Source organism: Pseudoalteromonas phenolica, assembly GCF_001444405.1.
In the GTDB taxonomy this organism is placed as follows: Bacteria; Pseudomonadota; Gammaproteobacteria; order Enterobacterales; family Alteromonadaceae; genus Pseudoalteromonas; species Pseudoalteromonas phenolica.
Window position 1 is genome coordinate 232,936 of sequence record NZ_CP013187.1, and the last position, 21,203, is coordinate 254,138.

General features: G+C 41.6%; 18 protein-coding genes. 9 read left to right on the plus strand and 9 right to left on the minus strand.

Annotation, left to right across the window (positions count from 1 at the left end):
• The first annotated feature begins 137 nt into the window (after positions 1-137).
• Both PP2015_RS01075 and PP2015_RS01080 read left to right on the plus strand, forming a co-directional pair.
• Positions 138-746 (plus strand): trimeric intracellular cation channel family protein, encoded by a 609-nt coding sequence (locus PP2015_RS01075; protein WP_058028516.1) that lies wholly within the window; start codon positions 138-140, stop codon positions 744-746.
• Positions 747-764: 18 nt separating this feature from the next.
• The gene (locus tag PP2015_RS01080) at positions 765-2,276 is read left to right on the plus strand and encodes a YifB family Mg chelatase-like AAA ATPase (RefSeq protein WP_058028517.1); all 1,512 of its coding nucleotides are present in this window, start codon (positions 765-767) and stop codon (positions 2,274-2,276) included.
• Here PP2015_RS01080 and PP2015_RS01085 read toward each other — a convergent pair.
• Both PP2015_RS01085 and PP2015_RS01090 read right to left on the minus strand, forming a co-directional pair.
• Positions 2,273-2,977, minus strand: a complete 705-nt coding sequence (locus PP2015_RS01085) for a response regulator transcription factor (protein WP_058028518.1) — start codon at positions 2,975-2,977, stop codon at positions 2,273-2,275. The genes PP2015_RS01080 and PP2015_RS01085 overlap by 4 nt on opposite strands.
• Before the next feature lie 178 nt (positions 2,978-3,155).
• The gene (locus PP2015_RS01090; protein ID WP_058028519.1) at positions 3,156-5,606 is read right to left on the minus strand and encodes an alpha/beta hydrolase family protein; all 2,451 of its coding nucleotides are present in this window, start codon (positions 5,604-5,606) and stop codon (positions 3,156-3,158) included.
• 109 nt (positions 5,607-5,715) lie between these two features.
• On the opposite strand from PP2015_RS01090, the gene PP2015_RS01095 reads away from it, so the two are divergent.
• Positions 5,716-6,792 carry a hemolysin family protein gene (locus PP2015_RS01095; protein ID WP_058028520.1) on the plus strand — a complete coding sequence of 359 codons (1,077 nt, stop codon included), beginning with the start codon at positions 5,716-5,718 and terminating at the stop codon, positions 6,790-6,792.
• Here the strand turns inward: PP2015_RS01095 and PP2015_RS01100 are convergent.
• Positions 6,782-7,990, minus strand: coding sequence for an EAL domain-containing response regulator (locus tag PP2015_RS01100; protein WP_058028521.1), 1,209 nt, complete (start codon positions 7,988-7,990; stop codon positions 6,782-6,784). The two genes, PP2015_RS01095 and PP2015_RS01100, sit on opposite strands and share 11 nt — an antisense overlap.
• A 139-nt stretch (positions 7,991-8,129) precedes the next feature.
• Here PP2015_RS01100 and PP2015_RS01105 point away from each other — a divergent pair, with 139 nt between their 5' ends.
• Positions 8,130-9,143 (plus strand): site-2 protease family protein, encoded by a 1,014-nt coding sequence (locus tag PP2015_RS01105; RefSeq protein WP_058031504.1) that lies wholly within the window; start codon positions 8,130-8,132, stop codon positions 9,141-9,143.
• 59 nt (positions 9,144-9,202) lie between these two features.
• Here the strand turns inward: PP2015_RS01105 and PP2015_RS01110 are convergent, their stop codons facing one another.
• Positions 9,203-10,513 carry a short-chain fatty acid transporter gene (locus PP2015_RS01110; protein WP_058028522.1) on the minus strand — a complete coding sequence of 437 codons (1,311 nt, stop codon included), beginning with the start codon at positions 10,511-10,513 and terminating at the stop codon, positions 9,203-9,205.
• Positions 10,514-10,804: 291 nt separating this feature from the next.
• Between PP2015_RS01110 and PP2015_RS01115 the strand changes: the two genes are divergently transcribed.
• Positions 10,805-11,044: a hypothetical protein gene (locus tag PP2015_RS01115; protein WP_058028523.1), complete on the plus strand. Its 240-nt coding sequence runs from the start codon at positions 10,805-10,807 to the stop codon at positions 11,042-11,044.
• Here the strand turns inward: PP2015_RS01115 and PP2015_RS01120 are convergent.
• The gene (locus tag PP2015_RS01120; RefSeq protein WP_319593338.1) at positions 11,027-12,046 is read right to left on the minus strand and encodes an AEC family transporter; all 1,020 of its coding nucleotides are present in this window, start codon (positions 12,044-12,046) and stop codon (positions 11,027-11,029) included. The genes PP2015_RS01115 and PP2015_RS01120 overlap by 18 nt on opposite strands.
• A 31-nt stretch (positions 12,047-12,077) precedes the next feature.
• Between PP2015_RS01120 and PP2015_RS01125 the strand changes: the two genes are divergently transcribed.
• The gene (locus tag PP2015_RS01125; RefSeq protein WP_058031506.1) at positions 12,078-12,449 is read left to right on the plus strand and encodes a YacL family protein; all 372 of its coding nucleotides are present in this window, start codon (positions 12,078-12,080) and stop codon (positions 12,447-12,449) included.
• 20 nt (positions 12,450-12,469) lie between these two features.
• Here the strand turns inward: PP2015_RS01125 and PP2015_RS01130 are convergent, their stop codons facing one another.
• A complete protein-coding gene (locus PP2015_RS01130; RefSeq protein ID WP_058028524.1) occupies positions 12,470-13,186 on the minus strand; it encodes a 2OG-Fe(II) oxygenase in 717 nt (238 codons plus the stop codon).
• A 29-nt stretch (positions 13,187-13,215) separates the two neighbouring features.
• Here PP2015_RS01130 and PP2015_RS01135 point away from each other — a divergent pair, with 29 nt between their 5' ends.
• Positions 13,216-13,605: an acyl-CoA thioesterase gene (locus tag PP2015_RS01135; protein ID WP_058028525.1), complete on the plus strand. Its 390-nt coding sequence runs from the start codon at positions 13,216-13,218 to the stop codon at positions 13,603-13,605.
• On the opposite strand, the gene PP2015_RS01140 is transcribed toward PP2015_RS01135, so the two are convergent.
• The 3 genes from PP2015_RS01140 to uvrA all read right to left on the minus strand — a co-directional run bounded on the left by PP2015_RS01140 (position 13,586) and on the right by uvrA (position 18,855).
• Positions 13,586-14,758: a hypothetical protein gene (locus PP2015_RS01140; RefSeq protein ID WP_058028526.1), complete on the minus strand. Its 1,173-nt coding sequence runs from the start codon at positions 14,756-14,758 to the stop codon at positions 13,586-13,588. The two genes, PP2015_RS01135 and PP2015_RS01140, sit on opposite strands and share 20 nt — an antisense overlap.
• 23 nt (positions 14,759-14,781) lie before the next feature.
• Complete coding sequence (locus PP2015_RS01145) at positions 14,782-15,894, minus strand: hypothetical protein (RefSeq protein WP_058028527.1); 1,113 nt, start codon at positions 15,892-15,894, stop codon at positions 14,782-14,784.
• A 141-nt stretch (positions 15,895-16,035) separates the two neighbouring features.
• Positions 16,036-18,855, minus strand: coding sequence for an excinuclease ABC subunit UvrA (uvrA, locus tag PP2015_RS01150; protein ID WP_058028528.1), 2,820 nt, complete (start codon positions 18,853-18,855; stop codon positions 16,036-16,038).
• 113 nt (positions 18,856-18,968) lie between these two features.
• Here uvrA and PP2015_RS01155 point away from each other — a divergent pair, with 113 nt between their 5' ends.
• Together PP2015_RS01155 and PP2015_RS01160 are read left to right on the plus strand one after the other, a co-directional pair.
• Complete coding sequence (locus PP2015_RS01155) at positions 18,969-19,763, plus strand: substrate-binding periplasmic protein (RefSeq protein ID WP_227009204.1); 795 nt, start codon at positions 18,969-18,971, stop codon at positions 19,761-19,763.
• Between the two features lie 67 nt (positions 19,764-19,830).
• Entirely contained in the window at positions 19,831-21,198 is a 1,368-nt protein-coding gene (locus PP2015_RS01160) for an MFS transporter (protein ID WP_058028529.1), read from the plus strand.
• The last annotated feature ends 5 nt before the right edge of the window (positions 21,199-21,203 follow it).

The window sequence follows — 21,203 nt, forward strand, 5'->3', positions numbered from 1 at the left end:
AAACCTTTCGCACGATTTGCGCAAAAGAACCGCACTCAATGTCGGTAACCTTTTGCACTTTACTTCAATATTTAAAAAATTAATTTATAATTTACTTTCAATCAGTTTTTTATATCTATCTATTTTCAGGAATTTTAATGAGCGACCTCATTCATTGGTTCGATTTATTGGGTGTCATGGTTTTTGCTATTTCAGGGACCCTTATTGCCCATAAAAAGCATTTAGATGGTTTTGGTGTTGTCGTACTTGCTGCGGTAACAGGAATCGGTGGTGGAACGCTGAGGGATATTATTTTAGATGAGCCGGTTTTTTGGCTGCATGATCCAAGCTATTTCATTGCTATTTTCAGCGCAGTATTAATCAGCATTATTGTTTTAAACCAGCAAAAGCAAATCCCTAGCAAATTTTTACAGGTGGCAGATGCGTTCGGTTTGGCACTTTTTGCTGTGATGGGTACACAAAAAGCCATGTCTATCGGTATGCCTGCTACAACCTCAGTGATTATGGGTGTACTGACTGGGTGTTTTGGTGGGGTGATCCGTGATGTACTCGCTGGTGATATCCCCCTACTTTTAAAAGGGCAGCTCTATGCTATTACCTGTATTTTAGGCGGGATCGTCTATACTCAGTTAATGTCTTTTTCTATTGCGATAGAAGTAAGCATGTTGTTTGGTATGTTAACTACCTTAGTTGTTCGATTGATGGCGATGCGTTATAACTGGGTGATACACGTTTTTAAATATTAACTTGATATGGACAAGGATATGTCTTTAGCAAAAATTCTTACCCGTGCACAAGTGGGTGTTAAAGCCCCAAAGGTTACAGTGGAAGTTCATTTAAGCAATGGGCTTCCTGCCTTTGTCATTGTTGGTCTACCCGAAACCTCTGTAAAAGAGTCTAAGGAGCGAGTACGCTCTGCACTTGTTAATTCAGGCTTTTTGTTCCCTGACCAACGTATAACAGTAAACTTAGCCCCTGCAGATTTGCCAAAAGAAGGCGGACGATATGACCTTGCTATTGCCATTGGTATCTTGGTTGCTTCTGGTCAAATACAAAATACAGAGATAAGTAACTTTGAATTTTTTGGAGAGCTCGCCTTAAGTGGGGAGCTTTCTGCTATCACGGCAATTTTGCCTTCAGTAATGGCTGCGGCACAAGAAAATCATGTGACTTATATCCCGAAAGATAATGATCAACTCGCAAGCTTGGTGTCTCAGTCAAATAGAAAATCGGTAACTAGCTTGCAAGAAATTTGGTTAGATTTGCAAGGGCAGCAATCTCTCCCTTTGAATATCGCATATGACTTTATTTCTGAAGAGCCTATCGAGCAGTTGGATATGAGTGATGTGAAAGGTCAGAAAATAGCAAAGAGGGTATTAGAAATTGCTGCGGCAGGTGGACATAACCTTCTTTTCTTAGGGCCTCCTGGTACCGGTAAATCTATGTTGGCTCAACGTATCCCAACTATCATGCCTCAAATGACCACGCAACAGGCACTTGAAACAGCAGCAGTATATTCTTTAGTAGGGCAGTCGGTTACACATCAAAACTGGTTGAACCGTCCATTCAGATCTCCGCACCATACTTGTTCTGCAGTGGCATTGGTGGGGGGGTCATCAAATCCGAAGCCGGGTGAGATATCATTAGCGCATAACGGAATTTTGTTTCTAGATGAATTGCCTGAGTTTGATCGAAAAGTATTAGATTCATTAAGAACACCTATGGAGACGGGAGAAGTCACCATTTCTCGTGCTGCTAGGCAAGTCGATTTTCCTGCTAATTTTCAGTTGGTTGCTGCACTAAATCCTAGCCCAACAGGGCATCATAGCGATAAGCGTGCGACACCTGATCAAGTGTTAAAATACCTATCTAAAGTATCTGGACCATTTCTGGATAGAATAGATCTGCAAGTAGAATTACCAAGGCTAACAACTGAAGAGCTTCAGTCTACTCAACCAGAAGAGTCGAGCGCAGAAATCCGTATTCGGGTAGAGAAAGCGGTTCAGTTTGCTTATAGAAGACAAGGGAAAAACAACGTCTCATTGTCAACTAAAGAGCTGCAATTGCATTGTGCTTTATCAGAAGCTGACTCAATATTTTTGGGGAAGGCTGCTGATAAGTTAGCTTTATCACCACGTTCTTATCATAAAGTTTTGAAAGTAGCACGCACTATTGCTGATCTGAACTTACAGGAAGAGATAGATCTGGCCTCACTTAAAGAGGCGTTAAGCTATCGCGCTTTTGAGCGATTACTTGCTCAGTTAACCGCGTATTAAGTAGATAGCATGTAGCCTTTACCGCGAACAGTAACGATGCGTTTTTGCTCTTTTTCGTCGCCTAGCTTCTTACGTAATCGGCCGATAAGTACGTCAACCGTTCGGTCACTAGGGCTCCAGTCTGGTTGGCCGATATCTTCAGAGATTTTTTCTCGAGAAGTCGCCTTACCTGCATTCGCGATTAAACAAATAAGTACTTTGTGCTCAGCTTCAGTTAATCGTGATTCTTCAGCTGCACCATTAATTAATGTGCGATTATCAGGGTGAAGTTTAAAGTCAGCGTATTCAATAAACTCTTCAGATTCATCGTCATCATTTGCAATCGTTAAGCGTTTGCATAAAGCGCGCATTCTTAATTCAAGCTCTAGCAGGTCAACAGGTTTACAAACATAGTCATCAGCGCCTTGTGCCAAGCCTGCAATTCTATCAGCTTGTGAATCTCGACTGGATAGCATGATAACGCCGATATCTGTCAAGGTATTGAGCTCTTTTGCTAATGCTAAACCATCAATTGCTGGTAGCACAATATCGACAATAGCAAGTACGAAGCGATCTTGTACTTGAGTAGCTTTCTGGACCCTGTCTAACGCAGTTGCACCGGTACTATCAATTTCGATGCTAAATTCTGTTTCAGCAAAATGGCTTATAATGCGTTTTGCTAAAAGTTCATCATCTTCTACTAATAATACTTTGATACTCATAGGTCAGCTATCTATTCAATAATTACGTATATATTAGCACTGTGAAAACATTGCTGAGAAGTGAATAATGACAATTTGTAACAATTGCATAAACATTTATGCAATTGGATCTGCTTGGTGTAATAAAAATAGTCCGCCTTAGAGTGCATACCCTTAGGCGAACATAAATTATGCATACTTATTTATAAATATACTGCCACCATTGTGGTTGGTCTTTTAAGTGCATATCAAAATAAGCCAGCATGGTATCCCACCAGTGGAAGCGACGGTCACGGGCAAATACTTGGTGATCTGTGCCTTTATACTCAATCAATTCTACGTCTTTGCCAAGTAACTTAAGTGCCGTATACATGTTGTGGCTTTCGCCTGGAGGCACGTTGGTATCAGCATCACCATGGATAAGTAATAACGGTGAGTTTACTTTGTCAGCATGGAAAACTGGGCTGTGATCAGAGTAAAGTTTCGGGTTATTCCATGGGAAACTGTTTTTCGAAGCTTCGCCAGAGTATAGGTAGCCCCACCAACCTTGACCCCAATAAGAGGTAATGTTTGAAATACCTGCGTGAGAAATCGACGCGCTGAATAGGTCTGTTTTAGTTGCAAGCAACATCGTCATAAAGCCGCCGTAAGATGCACCTAAGTTACCTACTTTGTCTTTATTTACATAAGGGTGTGCCGCTAAGAATTTTTTCGTGCCTTCGATAATATCGTTTGCAGTGTACTCACCCCATGCATTCACATGCTTAGCAGAGAATTCTTGACCAAAGCCTGTCGCACCAGTTGGTTGTAGAACATACACAACATAACCTTGTGCTGCCCATAGGTTAAACGGATAACGACCCGTAAAGCCTCGAGAAACAGGTGATGTACCGCCATAGTAGTAAACTAGAGCAGGGTACTGCTTATTTTCATCTAGGTTATGAGGCGTGTATACGCGACCCTTAATCTCAACACCTTCTTTATTGGTGAAGTTAAATTCAGATAGGGTTGCGATTTCGCTATTGTCATAAGCTAGTGCTTTTGAATCCCACAGTGTTTTAGCGCGGTTTTTAGAAATATCTAAGCGTTTTAATTGCTGAGGGTGAGATGCTTGTGTGCCAGTCACAAGTAAATCAGGGTTGCGCTCGTCAGAAATACTGAATCTGCCAACGACATCAAAGCCTGTTTTTAGTTTAGTGAAACGAGCTTTGCTTTCATCGTATAAATACAGTTGTTGCGTATCGCGCTCAGTCACTTTAATCACGACATCATCATTGCGTAATACTTGCATTGAACCAATGGCAGGGTCGAACGATTTACTCAATGCTTTGGCATTTTTACCTTGGCGGTCTAGCTTATATAGCTGGCCATCGTAGTTGTTCGCAAGCATATTCTCTGGAATAGCACGGCCTAAACCATTCGCAAAATCAGGGCCAGCAACCACATAAATGCCATCATCTGCATATTTCGCTGAGCTAAATGTACGGTATTGACCAAGTACAGTCTGCTGGTTGTCTTTTAAATTAACTTCTACAAGCTCTGTCAGCATGTGAGGCGGTTTAGCATAATCGCTAGGATTACGCGTCACTAAGATTGTGCCTGCTTTATTATCAAAATCGGCCAATGAGTGACTCAACTTGCCTTCAGTGATTGGGTTAATAAAACCGGAGTTAATGTCTAACATGAAGATTTGGCTGTTATTACGTGCATAAGACCAGCGGTCTTCTAACCCTCTGAAGTGTTTAACTAATGTGTGCTTACTTTTATCTGACTTAGACCAAGCAAATACAAGCGTGTTGTTGTCGAAGTACTGGAAGCCATATGCGCCATCTAGTTGTTCAGCGACCACTTTCTCTTCTAAGTCTTTAAGGTTTAAAACTGTAACGGCTTTATTGCGAACAAATACGACCTGTTTGCTATCTGCGCGCCATTTAATTTGATTTGCAGATAAGCCGTCAAAGCGGTAAAGCACTTTACCCTCTTCATCGGTTAACGTTGTTTTGTTAATGGCTTTATTACCATGATTACTCTGGTAATGACGCTCAGTAACAACATAGTATTCGCCGTTTGGAGAAATCGATACAGAGTTGATCGTTGGCGCATCAAAAAGTTGCTTAGCTGAAAGCGCACGAGTTTCTTTTGTCGTCAATGTAATAATGTCATGTTCTGCTTTAGGTAGGTATTCTAGCGAGACTTTTTTCCAGTCATCAGCTTGTTCTACCACGATCACAACTTGGTGGTCGCCTGTGACCGCATTGATGTCGTATTCTTTACTGCCAGATAAGGTTTCACCATTTAAAAATACATGGGCTTTTTCGATACCATTAAGCTTTAACTTACCTTGTACAAAACGCTCTGCCGAGAAGTTGAATTTAATCGCTTGCAGTCCCGCAATCGTCAGATCATTCACGTCACCAAGCGGTTGCCAAGTCACTTTTTTTCCTAATATCGACAGTGTTTTTGAATCACTTTGTAATTTAGGTAATAAGTTATTAATGATAGCAGCTTGGTAAGGCGTATTATTTGGCTTGATTGTTGCTGTATCAGCAAGAGGTCCAATAAACTTTACTTTATTTGCGTCTAGCTCTGCAGCGACAAGTTGCGTAGACAGTGCCGAAAATAGTAAAGTGGCGACCGTTGTTAATTTCATTGATGCACCTATTGTAGGGAAAATAATTGCCCCAATATAGCACATCAAATTAAATCTTCAGCAGAGTTGCGATTAAGTCGCGAGAGTCTGCGAAATTAAGGAGTTTAGGTTGTTTCTGTTATTCAGTTACATGTTTCTGGCCATTGCCATTTCATTTCTATGTTCGGTGATGGAGGCGGTGTTACTCAGTATTACACCAAGTCATGTGGCTATATTAAAAAAAGATAAACCGGTACTGGCTCAGCGAGTACAACGTTTAAAAGACAATATTGATAAGCCATTATCAGCTATCTTAACCTTAAATACGGTTGCGCATACTGCGGGGGCTGCGGGTGTTGGTGCGCAGGCGGCCGCGGTATTTGGTGATGCTGCTGTGGGTATTGCGTCTGCTGTGATGACGTTATTGGTATTGGTGCTTTCAGAAATTATTCCTAAGACATTGGGTGCAACTTATTGGCGTGGGTTAACGCCAATTGTGTCGTTAGCCCTAACTTGGATGGTTCGTATTCTTAAGCCATTTGTGTGGTTGTCAGATCAGCTCACTAAATTAATTGGTTCTAAACAAGACGAAGCGCACTTTATTCGTCAAGAAATTGAAGCTATGGCTGAAATGGGTAGCGAGGCAGGTGCACTGCAACAAGAAGAAAGCGAGACGATCCGTAGTTTATTACAGTTCAGACATGCCAAACTTGAAAACGTTATGACACCACGAACTGTGCTTTTTAAAGTGCACAAAGATATGACGGTTAACGAGTATTTATCTGAGCATGGCTCGGTGTCATTCTCTCGTATTTTGGTCTATTCAGAGAATACCGATGACATTATTGGCTTTGTGCATAAGAACGACATTATGTTGGCCTTCCATCGCTTAGGGGAAGACTACAAAATCGGAAAGTTAGTGAAGCCGATTTATACTGTGCCTGAGACGCTAGGTGCGCCAGTGCTGTTCCAAGCATTATTAGAAAAGCGTATCCATATTGCGCTGATCATCGATGAGTATGGTGATGTGCAAGGTATCGTCACCCTTGAAGATATGATTGAGTCATTAATGGGCATGGATATTGTTGATGAACGTGAGCAATCGACCAATATGCAGCAAGCCGCAAAACAAAAATGGCGTGACCGTGTCGACGGGCATTCACATTTAATTGAAGCTGATACAGAGGAAGATCAGCCTAAGAATTAAAGTTTGTCATCCTAAGCCAAGAATGTATCCAACGGATGAGTTCGTTCTTGGCTTTAGGTTTGCCAATTAAAAACCCCTGCATCAGTAAATCATGCTTGTATCGCTCTAGGTATTGTAATTCTTCAATTCTTTCTACCCCTTCGGCAACGACTTTGAAGCCTTCTTTTATTGCTAAATCGACCAAGCTTTTAGTGATGACTTGGGAGAAGTAATCAGAGTCAATGTGAGTGATCAAAGAGCGATCTATTTTTATTTCTGTAAAAGGCAGAGACTTTAACTGGTTGATGTTTGTAAAGCCAGTGCCGAAGTCATCAAGAGAAATGTCAAATCCATGCATTCTGAGTCGATTGAGTGTTTCTAGTTGATTTGCATTTGCAAGAGGCTTTTGTTCCGTAATTTCTAAAATGATATCACTAGGCTTGAGGTGATTCAGTTCAAGTATGAGAGATAGTTTAGCCGGGCAGTTCATATCTTCCAATTGAATAGGAGATAAATTAAATGCCAGCTTACATGGGTTGGGAAGTTCTTCTTTAAGCGCTTCATATTCTGCTGTGGCTTTTTCAAAAAGCTGAAATGTCACTAGGTTGATTAAATCTAAATCTTCTGCAACGTCAATAAACCTTGCTGGCAGAATGGTAAAACCATGTTGCTCTGAAACAATGCGAGCGAGCACTTCAAGGCTTTCAATCTGCTGGGTTGCACGGTTGACCTTAGGTTGATAGAAAGGGGTGATCTCACTATTACTCAATGCATGGAGTAACTCAGCTTCACTGATGAGTTGACCATCTTCAGTTTGAGGTCGAGTCAATGTATTGAGTTTTTTTAGTAGTCTCTCGACTTCAACCAGTTGTATTGGTTTAGCAATGTTACCTAACAGTAAAGCACGGTTTTGCCTTGCAAGATTCGACGCGAGATCAATAATACGGCGATCCATTTCTGAAATAATTATTACACCGCCTTGATAGCCATTCTGACCAAGCTGTCTTATAAGCTCCATACCATCCATTTCAGGCATGTTTAAGTCGGTGAAAATGGCATCAAATGGCTCAGCTTGTTTTTCGACAAGTGATAAAGCGTCTTGCGCTGACTCGCAACAGGTCACATGTTCAACTCCCAACTCAGCCAAGATGGCCTGCATGACCATAAGTATTGCTTGTGAATCGTCAACAACCAAAATACGCTGTGTTTTAAAGCTCATAAAATCACTCCCTGAGATTGGTTTAGATCATTAAGTTTAGAACAGCGAAATAAAAATAACCAAGTTGAGATCAAAAAATGATGGTTTGTCACTGATGGTTTTTGTTGGGATAATAGAAAAAAACTTCAGTTTTACCATCATGACTCGGATCGAACTTAATGTGGCTGGACAGCCAATTTCTCTGATTTTCAATCAACAACAAATCATTCAGGTTTTTCACCAACAGCAAGCCTTAGTATTAGAATCGGAATCTGAGCATCTACAAAGTTGTCAGATAAACGAACATGCTGTGAATTTTAATACCTCACAGCTTGCAGAAGGGCTGCTAGGTATTGCTGTAAACGCACAGCCCCCTCAGTGGCTAGAGGTACCTCACCAACAAACCGAAAATAAGCGCGGCTGGCTAGGGTTGGCGATGCTTACCTTTAAAATTTTCAAAAGTGCTAAGGTTGTAAAGGCAGCACTTGCAGGTGCGTCAGTTGCGGGATATGCCTGGCTATTTTCATTAGAGTTTGCTCTGATGATCATTGCCTGTTTAGTGGTACATGAATATGGTCATGTGCGTGCGATGAAGTACTTTGGTATAAAGACAAAAGGTATCTATTTAATTCCTTTCGTTGGGGGCTTAGCTGTCAGCGATGAGAAGATTACTACACGTTGGCAAGATGTGGTGATCTCTTTAATGGGTCCTGCATTTGGTTTAATAACATCAGTGTTGGGAGTGGTGCTTTATTATGCCACTGAGATGGAAATTTTTGCCGGTGTTGCCGTACTCAGTGCACTACTTAACTTATTTAATTTATTACCTATTCTACCTTTAGATGGCGGTCACGTACTAAAAAGTATCAGCTTCTCTATGCGTTCTTGGGTGGGTCTCTTAGCCTGTTTTGGTGGGGTGTTACTGGGACTCTACATCAGTTGGACATTTGGTTTGATGCTACTGGTATTTTTTATCTTTATAGGCTGTTTAGAGATAGTGTTTGAGTGGCGTGAGCGTCATATTTCTCATCTGTTACCCCTTGATAGATATGGCCAGATTGTCTCAGCGCTGATGTATGTGGTGGTAGCTGTAGGGCACATTGCAGTGATGATGCACTTTGCAGATTCAGACAATGTGATTTTAAGCTTACCAATGAAGATCTTATCGAATTAGGTATGTATGTCGCCGTTGATGATTTTAACGGCGACATCTTTTCTGTCACTCTGCACTATTTAAGCGAAGGTGAGTATTGCAGCAATGATAATGCCACTCACTGCTAACTGGATCAGACAAAAACCCATGATATCTTTGGCCTTTAAGCCTGCAATTGCTAGCACAGGCAATGCCCAAAATGGTTGAATGAGGTTAGTCCAAGCGTCACCCCAAGCCACAGCCATCGCCACGCGGTTTATCTCAGCGCCTAACTCTATCGCTGCAGGTAAAACAATCGGCGCTTGCACAGCCCATTGACCGCCACCTGAAGGGACAAAAATATTCACCAAGCCGGCACTAATAAAGCTCCAAAACGGCAATGTATCTGCGCTACTCATTGAGACAAAGACATTGGAAATTTGTTGAGCAAGACCTGAGTCTTTCATGATAGCCATGATCCCAGCATAAAAAGGGAATTGAATAATAATACCGGCACCGCCGCTCACTGCTTCTTGTAAGCTTTTTAGCAAATTGGCAGGCGTTTGATGAAGCAAAATAGCCAAAAATAAGAATAAGCCGATCACACTATTTAGATTGAGCCCACCACCGAGCGCAATAAAGTAATAGCCCATATAACCACAGCCTAAGGTGCCAATGAGTATACCAAGTAACTTACTGTGTTCTAGTTTTTCAGCTGGGGTATTGATGCTAACAACCGCAGCCTTTTTTTCTTCAAGCTTATCTTTTTCAACAATGATTTGTTGATCTTTAGGAGGAAGTAGTAAAGCATTTAGAATAGGGAGTACAATCAGTAAAACTGCCATTAAGATTAAATTAAAATGCGCAAACAGGGTATCTTGCGTTGTAATCATTCCAATACTGTCGCTAGAAAAGTGGCCATCAGTCGCAATGGTTAAAGGCACTGAACCCGATAACCCGCCATGCCAAACAATAAAACCAGAATAGGCACTGGCGACTAATACGCGGTAATCTACTTGCACATGGCGAGCGAGCGCTTTTGCAAATAATGCCCCGATAACTAACCCAAACCCCCAGTTTATCCAACTGGCAAGCATCGATACTAAGGTCACCATGACAATTGCCGTAGAACCTGAGTTGGCTTTTTGCGCGAGTTTATCAAGCAGCGACTTACAAACAGGTGTACTGGCTAGCATAAAGCCCGCAACGAGTACCATTAACATCTGCATAGCAAAGGTCAGCAGTGCCCAAAAGCCTTGGCCCCAAGACGTGACGGCTTGTTCAAATGAAAAAGGGGTCAGGGTGATACTGAGTGATAAAACAACCAGTGTTAATAAAAGTACGATAACGTAGGGGTCGGGTAAGTAACGTTCAACCAATTTAGTAACGGGTCGAGAGAGTTTAAAAAGCATGATGAAATCCTGTTATTATTTTTTCTATGCAAAGCCATGTATAGTTTGCTTTGTTATGTATCAAGCATAACTAAATATCAGGTGGACTGCCTTACTATTTATATCTAAAATTCAGTATGTTGAATGACGTCTAATAAAGTGAGTAAAAAAACCAATAAATGGCTTATTAAACCACTTTTATATCTTTAAAATAGAATGGGATTTATTTAACTATCTGATTTGTATGACTTAATATTTTTGGCACGATTACTGTTTAGTTAATAACAGAAATCTTAAATAAGAGAGGTTACCATGGCAGAACAAGGTTCAGGCGGTAATGTAATCGCCGCAATTTGTAATATATTTTTTCCTGGTTTAGGCCAGCTGGTACAAGGTCGTATAATTCCAGCACTTATTTTTGCGATCATTGTGTTTGGTGGTTACGCACTTTGGTTCTTAGTTATTCCTGCAATTATTGCAGGGGTTGCGCATTTATGGGCAATTATCGATGCAGCGAAATACACCAGCTATCGATCACGGTATGAGCGTTAGCAACCATACACTTAAAGTAAAGACGCTGAGCAGTGTTGATAGCACAACACTGCTGGCAGCAACATCTTGCTTCACTCTCAATTGTCTTGCTACCAAATAAGCATTCACACCAAGAGGTGATGCAGCCATCAGGGTGACGACAGCAACATGCGCTGCAGGTAGGTTAAACACCCAAGTTGCGAAAGTAAAAACAGCGGCAGGTAAAAGCCCTAGCTTGATAACACTGATTATTAATGCGCCTTTCCAAGCCTCTTTCACCGAATATTGATTTAAACTTGCACCTAACACAAACAAAGCCCCTGCGATTGCAGGTTCACTCAGTAAACTCAGCCCATTGATGAGCGTTGTCGGAAGTGGAAGTGACATGGCATTTGCCACAATACCAAGACTAATACTCAGCACGACTGGGTTGAGCAGTAAAGGCTTTAATAACTCTCCCAAACTCCCTTTTACGTTACTGCTTAAAGCAAAGGTCAATGCAAATAAGAGTGCACTATGAAAAGTGATCACCATAAACACTAATGCACCGTAACGGTCACCGAGTGCCATGATGATGATGGGTAAGCCAACTAATACCGTATTTGAATAGCACCCCGACAGCGCAAGCACCGCAGCGTCAGAAAATGAAACCTTACCAAACACTTTAAAAGCAATGCACACTGCAAAATACACAAGTACCACAGGAAGATAAAAACTGAGTAACAAGTTGAGTGACAACGCCTGTTGCAAATCGGCTTTGTACATACTGAGAAAAAGAAAAACAGGAATGGCCAAGTTAAATATAAAAGTACGAAGTCCATCAAAATGAATTACTGATAAAAAGTTTATCTTGGCGCATATAAACCCAGCTGCAACAACAAAAATAAGAGGGAAAATAATGTCAATTGGGTTCATGGCTTGCTCTAGCATAATAAGCGGTGCTTTTGGGTAGCGAATTATCCAGCTTTGGCTAGTAAAGCTCAAGTCACTGGGCAGCTTTTGACACGGCACGTATAATAGCATGGAGAAATGTTTATTTGAGATGAAAGAAAATATGGAGTATCAATTTATTCGTGACCCAATCAGTGGTTTCAGGGTCAAGATCAGTGACGAGCAAGCTTTGATTGGTCGCTGGTTTAACGAAGAGCTGGTTCACAATGAAGTTAAAGATTTACTCGCGCAATGTCGTCGTATTAAGTCATTAAACACGCCTTTGGTCAGACTGGGCAAAGAAGTACGCTTTAAGCTGTGTGAGCAAGAGGCATTATTTGAAGCGCATAGCTTATTCCATAACAACGATGACTTAGCGCAATACCAAGATGATGCGCTTGAACTCGACGAGCATGGCCTAATGGCGGTGTGTGGTTTTGAAGATTTTGTTGAGTTATTAGAAGCTTGGAATGACTTTATTGGAAGAGGCCGCTAGGGCGTCTTCCAAATTCAGCTTTACATTGTAGCCTGCTCTGGTGGCGCACCGTAGATTTGTTCGGCTCTGTTAAACAGTACCCAAGACGTTAATATATACTTATCGTTAGAAACTGGAATACAGCCTCGATGTGTGTGGGTGAAATAAGCCGGTGCGACAACCATAGCGCCTTTTTTAGGGGCTATTTTTTTATTCTGATAGTGAAACTCTGTTTCTCCACCTTCTTCAACATCATTCAAATAAAACATAAATAACAGCACGCGGTGAAGCGCTTCATTATGACCAACTTGAGGGTAAACTTCGCTATGCCAGTATGGATAACCGCCTTTTCCTGCTTGATATTTTTGCGCTTGAATGTTGCCCAAACGAAATAGCTGTTGGGTAAGTACATGAATTTGTGGTTTACCAACTTCTTCGAAATTATCAACGGTTAAGTCGACTGGTTGTCCTGTTTTTGGGTGGTACACCTTTAAACCGAACGCACCAATCATCATAAAGAAGTGCTCTTCAATATACTTAAACACATGCTGTGCGGTGACTTGTTGAATGTGTTGTAAAGTTTGTGCGTACTCAGGGTGCGCATTTAAATACAGATCATGACTAATTTTTTTGCTTAGATCGACACCACCAGACGTGATCCCTTGCTTTAGGTGAGGGCTTTGGTCAAACTGCTGCACAAATGTATCGCAAAAGTCAGTTGAGAGTGCGTTGTCGTAAACGCGAATAAAATCTGTCATCTGAGTACCTACAGGATATTAGAATTATTATGTTGTCAGAAAAACTCATGCCGCGTTTTAGTGAAACCGACGTGCTCGGACACATCAACAATACCGCACTACCGGTTTGGTTTGAAGCCGCGCGTGTGCCTATTTTTAAGATTTTTACCCCAGACCTAGATCCAAAACAATGGAAATTGATTGTTGCCAAGGTTGAAGTGACTTTCAAAGGTGAGTTGTTTTATGGTCAAGAAGTCGAAGTTAAAACTGCCATTGAGCGCATAGGGTCAAGCTCATTTGTAATTTTACAGCAAGCTTGGCAGCACGGAGCGTGCTGCGCTGAGGGCAAAACCGTGATGGTACGTTATGATTTTGCGAATAAAAGCTCACAACCATTAAGTGAAGAAGAAAAACAGCAGCTTACTGCTTTTCTTCTGTAGGTTTTGAAGCCGAAGATTTAAATTGGTGGCCAATGGCCACCGAAATACACGGTTTGACTTCGTATTTATAAGTACGCTCTTGTTCAGACAGTTGCGTGATCTCTAAAATCTCATAATCATTTAGCTCTACCATGCGGCTCCCCTCAGTGACCTGACAGCGAGAATAGCTATCGGCTTCTAGCTCGTAGATAAAATAAGCTAGTATGGTTTTTATTTTATTATCGTACGCTTCTGTACGTTCGGATAAAGAAAGAGATGATGCGTCGCTTTCTCCAATATTGAAAGAAAGCCCTGGGCTTTGCTCTGCCTCTGAGTTGGTAATAGCCTGCTCCATTTGTTCCGTATTTTCTTTTTCCAGTTTTGCTGTATCCGCGAGTTCCTTGTCAACTTCTTCGGTTACGTTGGTACTTACTGTGGTATTGCTAAAACTTTCGATTACATTCGTGAACATGGTGCTCATTCCACCAAACATACCTGAGGTAAATGTAAACATAAGTACAAATACGAAGAGCATAACGCACAGCGTCATACGCACAAAACTGGTAATAATTGGAAAGCGGTATTCAGGTGGGTGCCACATGGTATGTAAACCAAAGGGGCGCATAAATAATAATAGTAAGACATAGAAAGGCTGTAGCAGCGGTACTAATAGCAAGATGCTGAGAGTGCTGATAAAGAACCAAGACGGCAAAGACAGCATTAAACTTAGGTTATGAGTGTAAGGAAAGTGGTCAGCACTGACTCCTGTTATGTCATTAATAGCACCTGCAGCGTAGGCTAATGCATAGTTGGCAATAAACGCATAGAAGATTAATACCACGGCTTTACCAGGTAAGCTGTCCCAAAACTTCATTAATTTTGGCCACAGCTCACTTAAAAGCGCGATAATAATGATCGTAACCATTAAAAATGTAGAAGGAGAAAACAAATCATTTAAAAACTGTTCGTCATCAGGGACACCTGGAACTGGTTCAGATTCACCATTTAATAGTAGGAAAAATAACACAATGGCAGTGAAGTATAAGCGTTGGGCGAAGGTCAAAGATCGCCAGAAGGTCAGCCACCGAGTTTTTAAACTATAGTAAAAACCTGATAAGTGCTTGGGAGAGGGGAGCTTTTCCATGAGTTGGTCCATTTTCTTATTGTTGTTCATTGTTAGCACCTCTTTATTCTTAACTAATATAGCGCTTTTGCTTGGCTAGACAAATGAAGTTTTATGCCGGGTGAAATACAAGGTTTCACTTCAAAGTGATAGGCTTTTTCTTTACCATCTACCGGCCAGATCTCTAAAATATCGTAATCATTGAGCTCTACAACACGTCTTCCTGGTGTGACCTTACATCGAGAGTAGCTATCGGCTTCTAGTTCATAAATAAAGTAAGCAAGAATTTGCTTGATACGGTTGTCGTAGCTGTTAACGCGTTCTTTGTAGAGTGTTAGCTCTCTATCAACCTCATCAGAGTCTGTATTAAGTGTTGCTTTACTTTTTTCAGGATTTGACATAGCTGAGTTTTCGATAGCTGAAGGCTGCCCTTGGTCAAAATTGCTTATGCCATAGGTTACTTTTACCGGCGTAAAATTACTGACTAGAGTGCTGAAAATGGTATTCATACTTCCAGCAACACCAGAAGACATAGTTATAAAGAAAAAAAGGGCTGCGAGAAGTGTACATAAAAACATACGAACAACACTCGTTATGATAGGGAACCTATATTCTGGTGAATGCCAGCGAGTGTGTAGCCCGAAGGGTCTCATTAACAATAAAAAGGCCATATAAATAGGTTGTAATAATGGTATCAGAACAAGCACCATGAAGGTGCTGAGCATAAACCAAGTAGGTATTGATAGGATTAAGCTTAAATTATGGGTATATGGGAAGTGTTCAGCACTGACACCCGTAATATCATTAATGGTGCCTGAGGCATAAGCCAGCGCATAGTTAGCTAAAAAAGCATAAAAAATAAAAGTAACGCTTTTACCGACAGTACTCTCCCAAAATTTTACAATTCTTGGCCAAAGCTCGCATATTAATCCAACAAGAATAGCCAGCGTAAGCAAGTAAGTACTCGCGCTGAATGAATCGGCCCAAACTATACTTTCACTATTTTTATGTGCGTCATGGTCTCCAAAAAGCCCTGAAATAAAATCAGGCATCTCAGGAGAAAAAATTAGAAAAGCAATTAGATAAAATCTCTGTGGGAGTGTCAAAGACTGCCAAAAATTCACAAATTTACTGGCTAAATTTTTTATCGTTATAGAGGCGCTTTTAATATTTGCTAGAGCTTGCATGAATACATCCGTTATTCGTTTTATTTTTTTTATTCTGGCTTTTCAATCTTTCAAAGATAAGAAAAAGGCTTGGCCCTATTATGAAGGCAAGCCTTAAAAAATTAAATAAAATTTAACACTATGCTAATTAGTACAGAGTCGCTAAAGCAAGGGTTTTAAATACCGACCCGTATGTGATGCGTCACATTCAGCAACGGCTTCAGGTGTGCCAGAGATAAGAATTTGGCCACCACCGGCACCGCCTTCAGGACCTAAGTCGACAATCCAATCTGCGGTTTTTATCACATCGAGATTGTGTTCAATCACTACGATGGTATTACCGTGGTCGCGCAAGCGATGAAGTACCGCCAGTAATTGCTGAATATCGTGGAAGTGCAAACCTGTGGTCGGCTCGTCCAAAATATATAAAGTCTTACCGGTATCGCGCTTAGATAACTCTCTAGCGAGTTTCACACGCTGCGCTTCACCACCAGAAAGCGTAGTAGCTGCTTGCCCCAACCGAATATAAGTCAGGCCTACATCCATTAAGGTTTGCAGCTTACGACTGATCGCTGGGATTTTATCGAAGAATTCACGAGCATCTTCAACCGTCATTTCTAGTACTTCGTGGATGTTTTTGCCTTTATAAAGTACTTCTAAGGTTTCACGGTTATAGCGTTTACCTGAACACACATCACATGGTACGTATACGTCAGGTAAGAAGTGCATTTCTACTTTGATAACGCCATCGCCCTGACACGCTTCACAACGACCGCCTTTTACGTTAAAGCTGAAACGACCCACTTTATAGCCACGAGAGCGCGCTTCTTGTGTGCCCGCAAATAATTCACGAATAGCCGTAAAGATACCTGTATAGGTTGCAGGGTTTGAACGCGGTGTACGGCCTATTGGGCTTTGGTCAATGTCGATCACTTTATCGAAATGTTTAAGGCCTTGAATGTCTTTGTGAGGGGCAGGCTCAGCCGTGGTCGCTCCATTCAGCGCTGTGTGAGCCAGCTTAAATAGCGTGTCATTAATAAGGGTTGATTTACCCGAACCTGATACGCCGGTGATACAGGTCATTAAGCCAAATGGAATACGCAGGTCGACATTTTTTAAATTATTACCTGTGGCGCCAAAGAGTTCTAGCCATTTATCTTCTGGCTGGTGGCGTTGCTCAGGTACGACAATGGCTTTTGCACCACTTAAATACTGACCTGTTAAAGACTCAGGTGAATTAAGAATATCGTCACGTGAACCTTGTGCAACAACATGACCGCCATGTACACCTGCACCTGGGCCGATATCGATAATATGATCAGCCGCGCGAATGGCGTCTTCGTCGTGCTCAACCACAATTACGGTATTACCTAAGTCACGTAGATGAGTTAACGTGCTAAGCAAACGGTCGTTATCGCGTTGATGAAGACCAATTGACGGTTCGTCTAGCACATACATAACACCAACGAGGCCTGCACCAATTTGACTGGCAAGACGAATACGCTGCGCTTCACCGCCTGAAAGGGTATCGGCACTACGCTCTAGTGATAAATAGTTCAAACCAACATTGATTAAGAAAGATAAACGGTCACGGATCTCTTTTAAGATTTTTTCAGCGATTTGTGCACGTTGCCCTGTAAGCTCTAACTCATCGAAGAAAGTCATCGCATCACCAATGCTCATTAATGTCACATCAGGAAGTGTTGTTTTGCCAATAAACACGTGACGTGCTTCTTCACGCAAACGCGAGCCATTACAGCTAGGACAGGCTTGATTGGTTTGATACTTGGCAAGCTCTTCACGAACAGAGCTGGATTCAGTTTCACGATAACGACGACTCATATTATTTAGTACGCCTTCGAATTCGTGATTACGGGTGATTACATCACCGCGGTCATTGCGATAGTTAAAAGCAATTTTGGTTTTACCCGAGCCTTCTAGAACAACTTTTTGCGCGTCTTTAGATAATTTTTCAAAAGGGACTTCTAAGTCAAACTCATAATGCTCAGCCACAGATTGCAGCATTTGGAAGTAATAGAAGCTGCGTTTGTCCCAGCCTTTAATTGCACCGCCACTTAAACTAAGTTCAGGATTTTGCACCACGCGACTTGGGTCGAAGTATTGTCTTACACCTAAGCCGTCACAGCTTTGGCAAGCACCAGCCGGGTTGTTGAATGAAAATAAACGAGGCTCTAGTTCAGTCATCGCATAGCCACAAGTCGGACAGGCAAAGTTAGCAGAGAAAGTAAGCTCTGCTTGTTCTGTATCGTCCATATTCGCAACAACAGCCACACCACCCGATAATTCTAAGGCGGTCTCGAATGACTCTGCCAAACGTTGTTGCAAGCCATCTTTTACTTTAAAGCGGTCAACAACTACTTCTATAGTATGCTTTTTATGTAATTCTAAAGTCGGTGGATCGCTTAAATCACAGACTTCACCATCAACACGGGCGCGAATGTAGCCTTGAGCACTCAATTGCTCGAATAGTTTGACGTGTTCACCCTTACGATTTTTTACCACAGGCGCTAACAGCATCAGCTTGCTACCTTCAGGTTGCTCCAAAACAGTATCGACCATTTGGCTGATGGTTTGTGCTGCCAAAGGTAAATCATGAGTCGGACAGCGAGGTTCACCAACACGCGCAAATAGCAATCGTAGGTAATCGTATATTTCAGTAATCGTACCGACAGTAGAGCGAGGGTTGTGAGATGTCGATTTTTGCTCAATAGAAATGGCAGGTGACAGACCTTCAATATGATCTACATCGGGCTTTTCCATCAAAGATAAAAATTGGCGCGCATAAGCTGAAAGCGATTCGACATAACGACGTTGGCCTTCGGCATATAAAGTATCGAACGCGAGAGAGGATTTACCTGAACCAGATAACCCAGTGATAACAATCAGTTTATCACGTGGAATAGTCAGTGAAATATTCTTCAGGTTATGGGTGCGGGCGCCTCTTACTTCTATATTATCCATGATGCTCCAGTAACTGCTTGAGGGTATAATCAAACTTCGCCACAGTATCGCACATTTTTGTGAAAATTATTGCTTCTTTGTAAAAGCATCTACACTGAATAGGTGGTAAAAATGTGGCTAATAAAATTTTGAAAAGAATATACGTACTTCTTTTGTTTTTGGTTTTCAGTCTCAATGTGCAGGCACTTTCGAGTACCCAACTTGGCTCTGACTGCGAATTAGTTGTGCGTTTTGAAAATTTTGCTCGTTATAGCAGTTCGTCAGATGCTTTAAGTTGGCATGGTCTAGATGTTGATTTTGCTAAAGCACTATTAAAAGAGGCGAATTGCAGCTACAAGTTTGTAAGCTTGCCTTGGGGTCGATCAATAAAAATGCTCGAAAGTGGTGAAATTGCCATGATGCTGAGTATGTCACCAACCAAGCAACGTGAACGGTTTGCTTATTTTATCGGTCCGCAACGAAATGAGACGATTGTATTTGTAACGCATAAATCTCGTCCTCACACACTGCATAAGTATCAAGATTTACTGACGTTGCCGGCACCTGTGGCGATACACAGAGACGCAGTATATGGCCCTGACATTGATTCACTACTGAAAAATACAGCGCAAGTGGAAGACCGTTTTACGGTTATAACAAACAATAAGTTGCGTATTAGCATGCTTAAACATGGACGGATTTCAGGCTTTTTTGCCGAAAAATACAATATGCTCTATCAAGCAGAAAATAACCCAGACTACATGCAAGTTGAAATTAACCCCTTTGTGATTAATCAAACGCCTGTTTATATTGCTCTGAGCAAACAAAGTGTCTCGCCTAAGCTTAAAGCACGTTTAGAAGCTGCCTTAACCAGATTGAAGCAGTCGGGCAAAATCCAAGCTATTTTGAAAAAATACAAATTAGATTAAGTTTTTTGCAACAGCTATTTTTTTGTTAAACTGTCGCGCGCATCTGCGGACAGTTATAACGAGAAATATGTCAAATCAATCATTAAACGCCTTAGAAAAACGCGCTGCTTTTTCGCTAGCCAGTGTATTTGCATTCAGAATGCTCGGTTTATTCATGCTTATGCCTGTGTTAGCTATTTATGGTCAGTCGCTTGAGCACGTCTCGCCAATGTGGATTGGTTTGGCTATTGGTGCGTACGGTTTAACGCAAGCTTTATTACAGATCCCGATGGGCTGGTTATCCGATAAAGTAGGCAGAAAGCCTGTCATTATTGGTGGCTTAGTCGTGTTTGCTATCGGCTCAGTGATTGCCGCCGTCGCAGATTCAATTTATTGGGTGACTGCAGGTAGAGCGTTGCAAGGCATGGGGGCAATAGCCAGTGCTTTGTTGGCCTTAGCTGCAGATCTTAGTCGAGATGAGCAGCGCCCTAAGGTAATGGCAGTGATTGGTATGTGTATCGGTCTAAGTTTTGCTGTTGCCATGTTACTAGGCCCAATGGTCGCAGCATCATTTGGAATTTCTGGAGTGTTCTGGTTAACGGCTGGGTTGGCAATTTTAGGTATTGTGATTGTGTCTTTTGTGGTCCCTAATGCATTAAACCGCGCCCCAAAAGGCGATACAGTCGCGTCTGTTGTTGATATAAAACGACTGGCAAAGCATCCGCAGTTACTTCGCTTAGATCTTGGTGTTATGTTACTTCACCTCACGCTTACAACTTTATTTGTGGTCTTGCCAGGTCAGTTAATTATTGGCGGTCTAGAGGCAGAAAGTCATTGGCAGCTTTATATCCCTGTTTTATTAGCTGCATTTATTTTAATGGCGCCTTTAATGATCATTGCCATCAAAAAACAAAAAGAAAAACAGGTCTTTCTACTTTCAATTTTTGTGCTAGTTTTTAGTGCGTTAGGCCTTATTTTATTGCCTGCGTCTATTATGAATATTGCTATATGTATGTTGTTTTACTTTATTGCCTTTAACTTCCTTGAAGCGACGATGCCGGCTTTGGTATCACGCATAGCACCAGCTAATCAAAAGGGCTCTGCCATGGGCGTGTTTTCATCGGGGCAATTCTTCGGTGCGTTTTTAGGTGGTATTTTAGGGGGTTATCTTGCGCAAATAGGTGAAGCGAATACAGTGTTTGCGGCTGCAGCAGGAGTTGGGGTAATATGGCTATTTATTGCATGGAAAATGCAGATCCCTCCTAAGAGTAAAGTGATTAGCTTAATGGCTGATTTATCCGATCCATATAGAGCCGAGCAGTTAGCCGAGCAATTGGTGGCGCTACCGGGAGTGATTGAAGCAACAATGGTGAACGACGAAAATCGTAGTTACCTAAAAGTAAATGATAAAGAATTTGATATAAACCAAGCAAAGCAAATACTTGGCTTGAATTAGTGTGA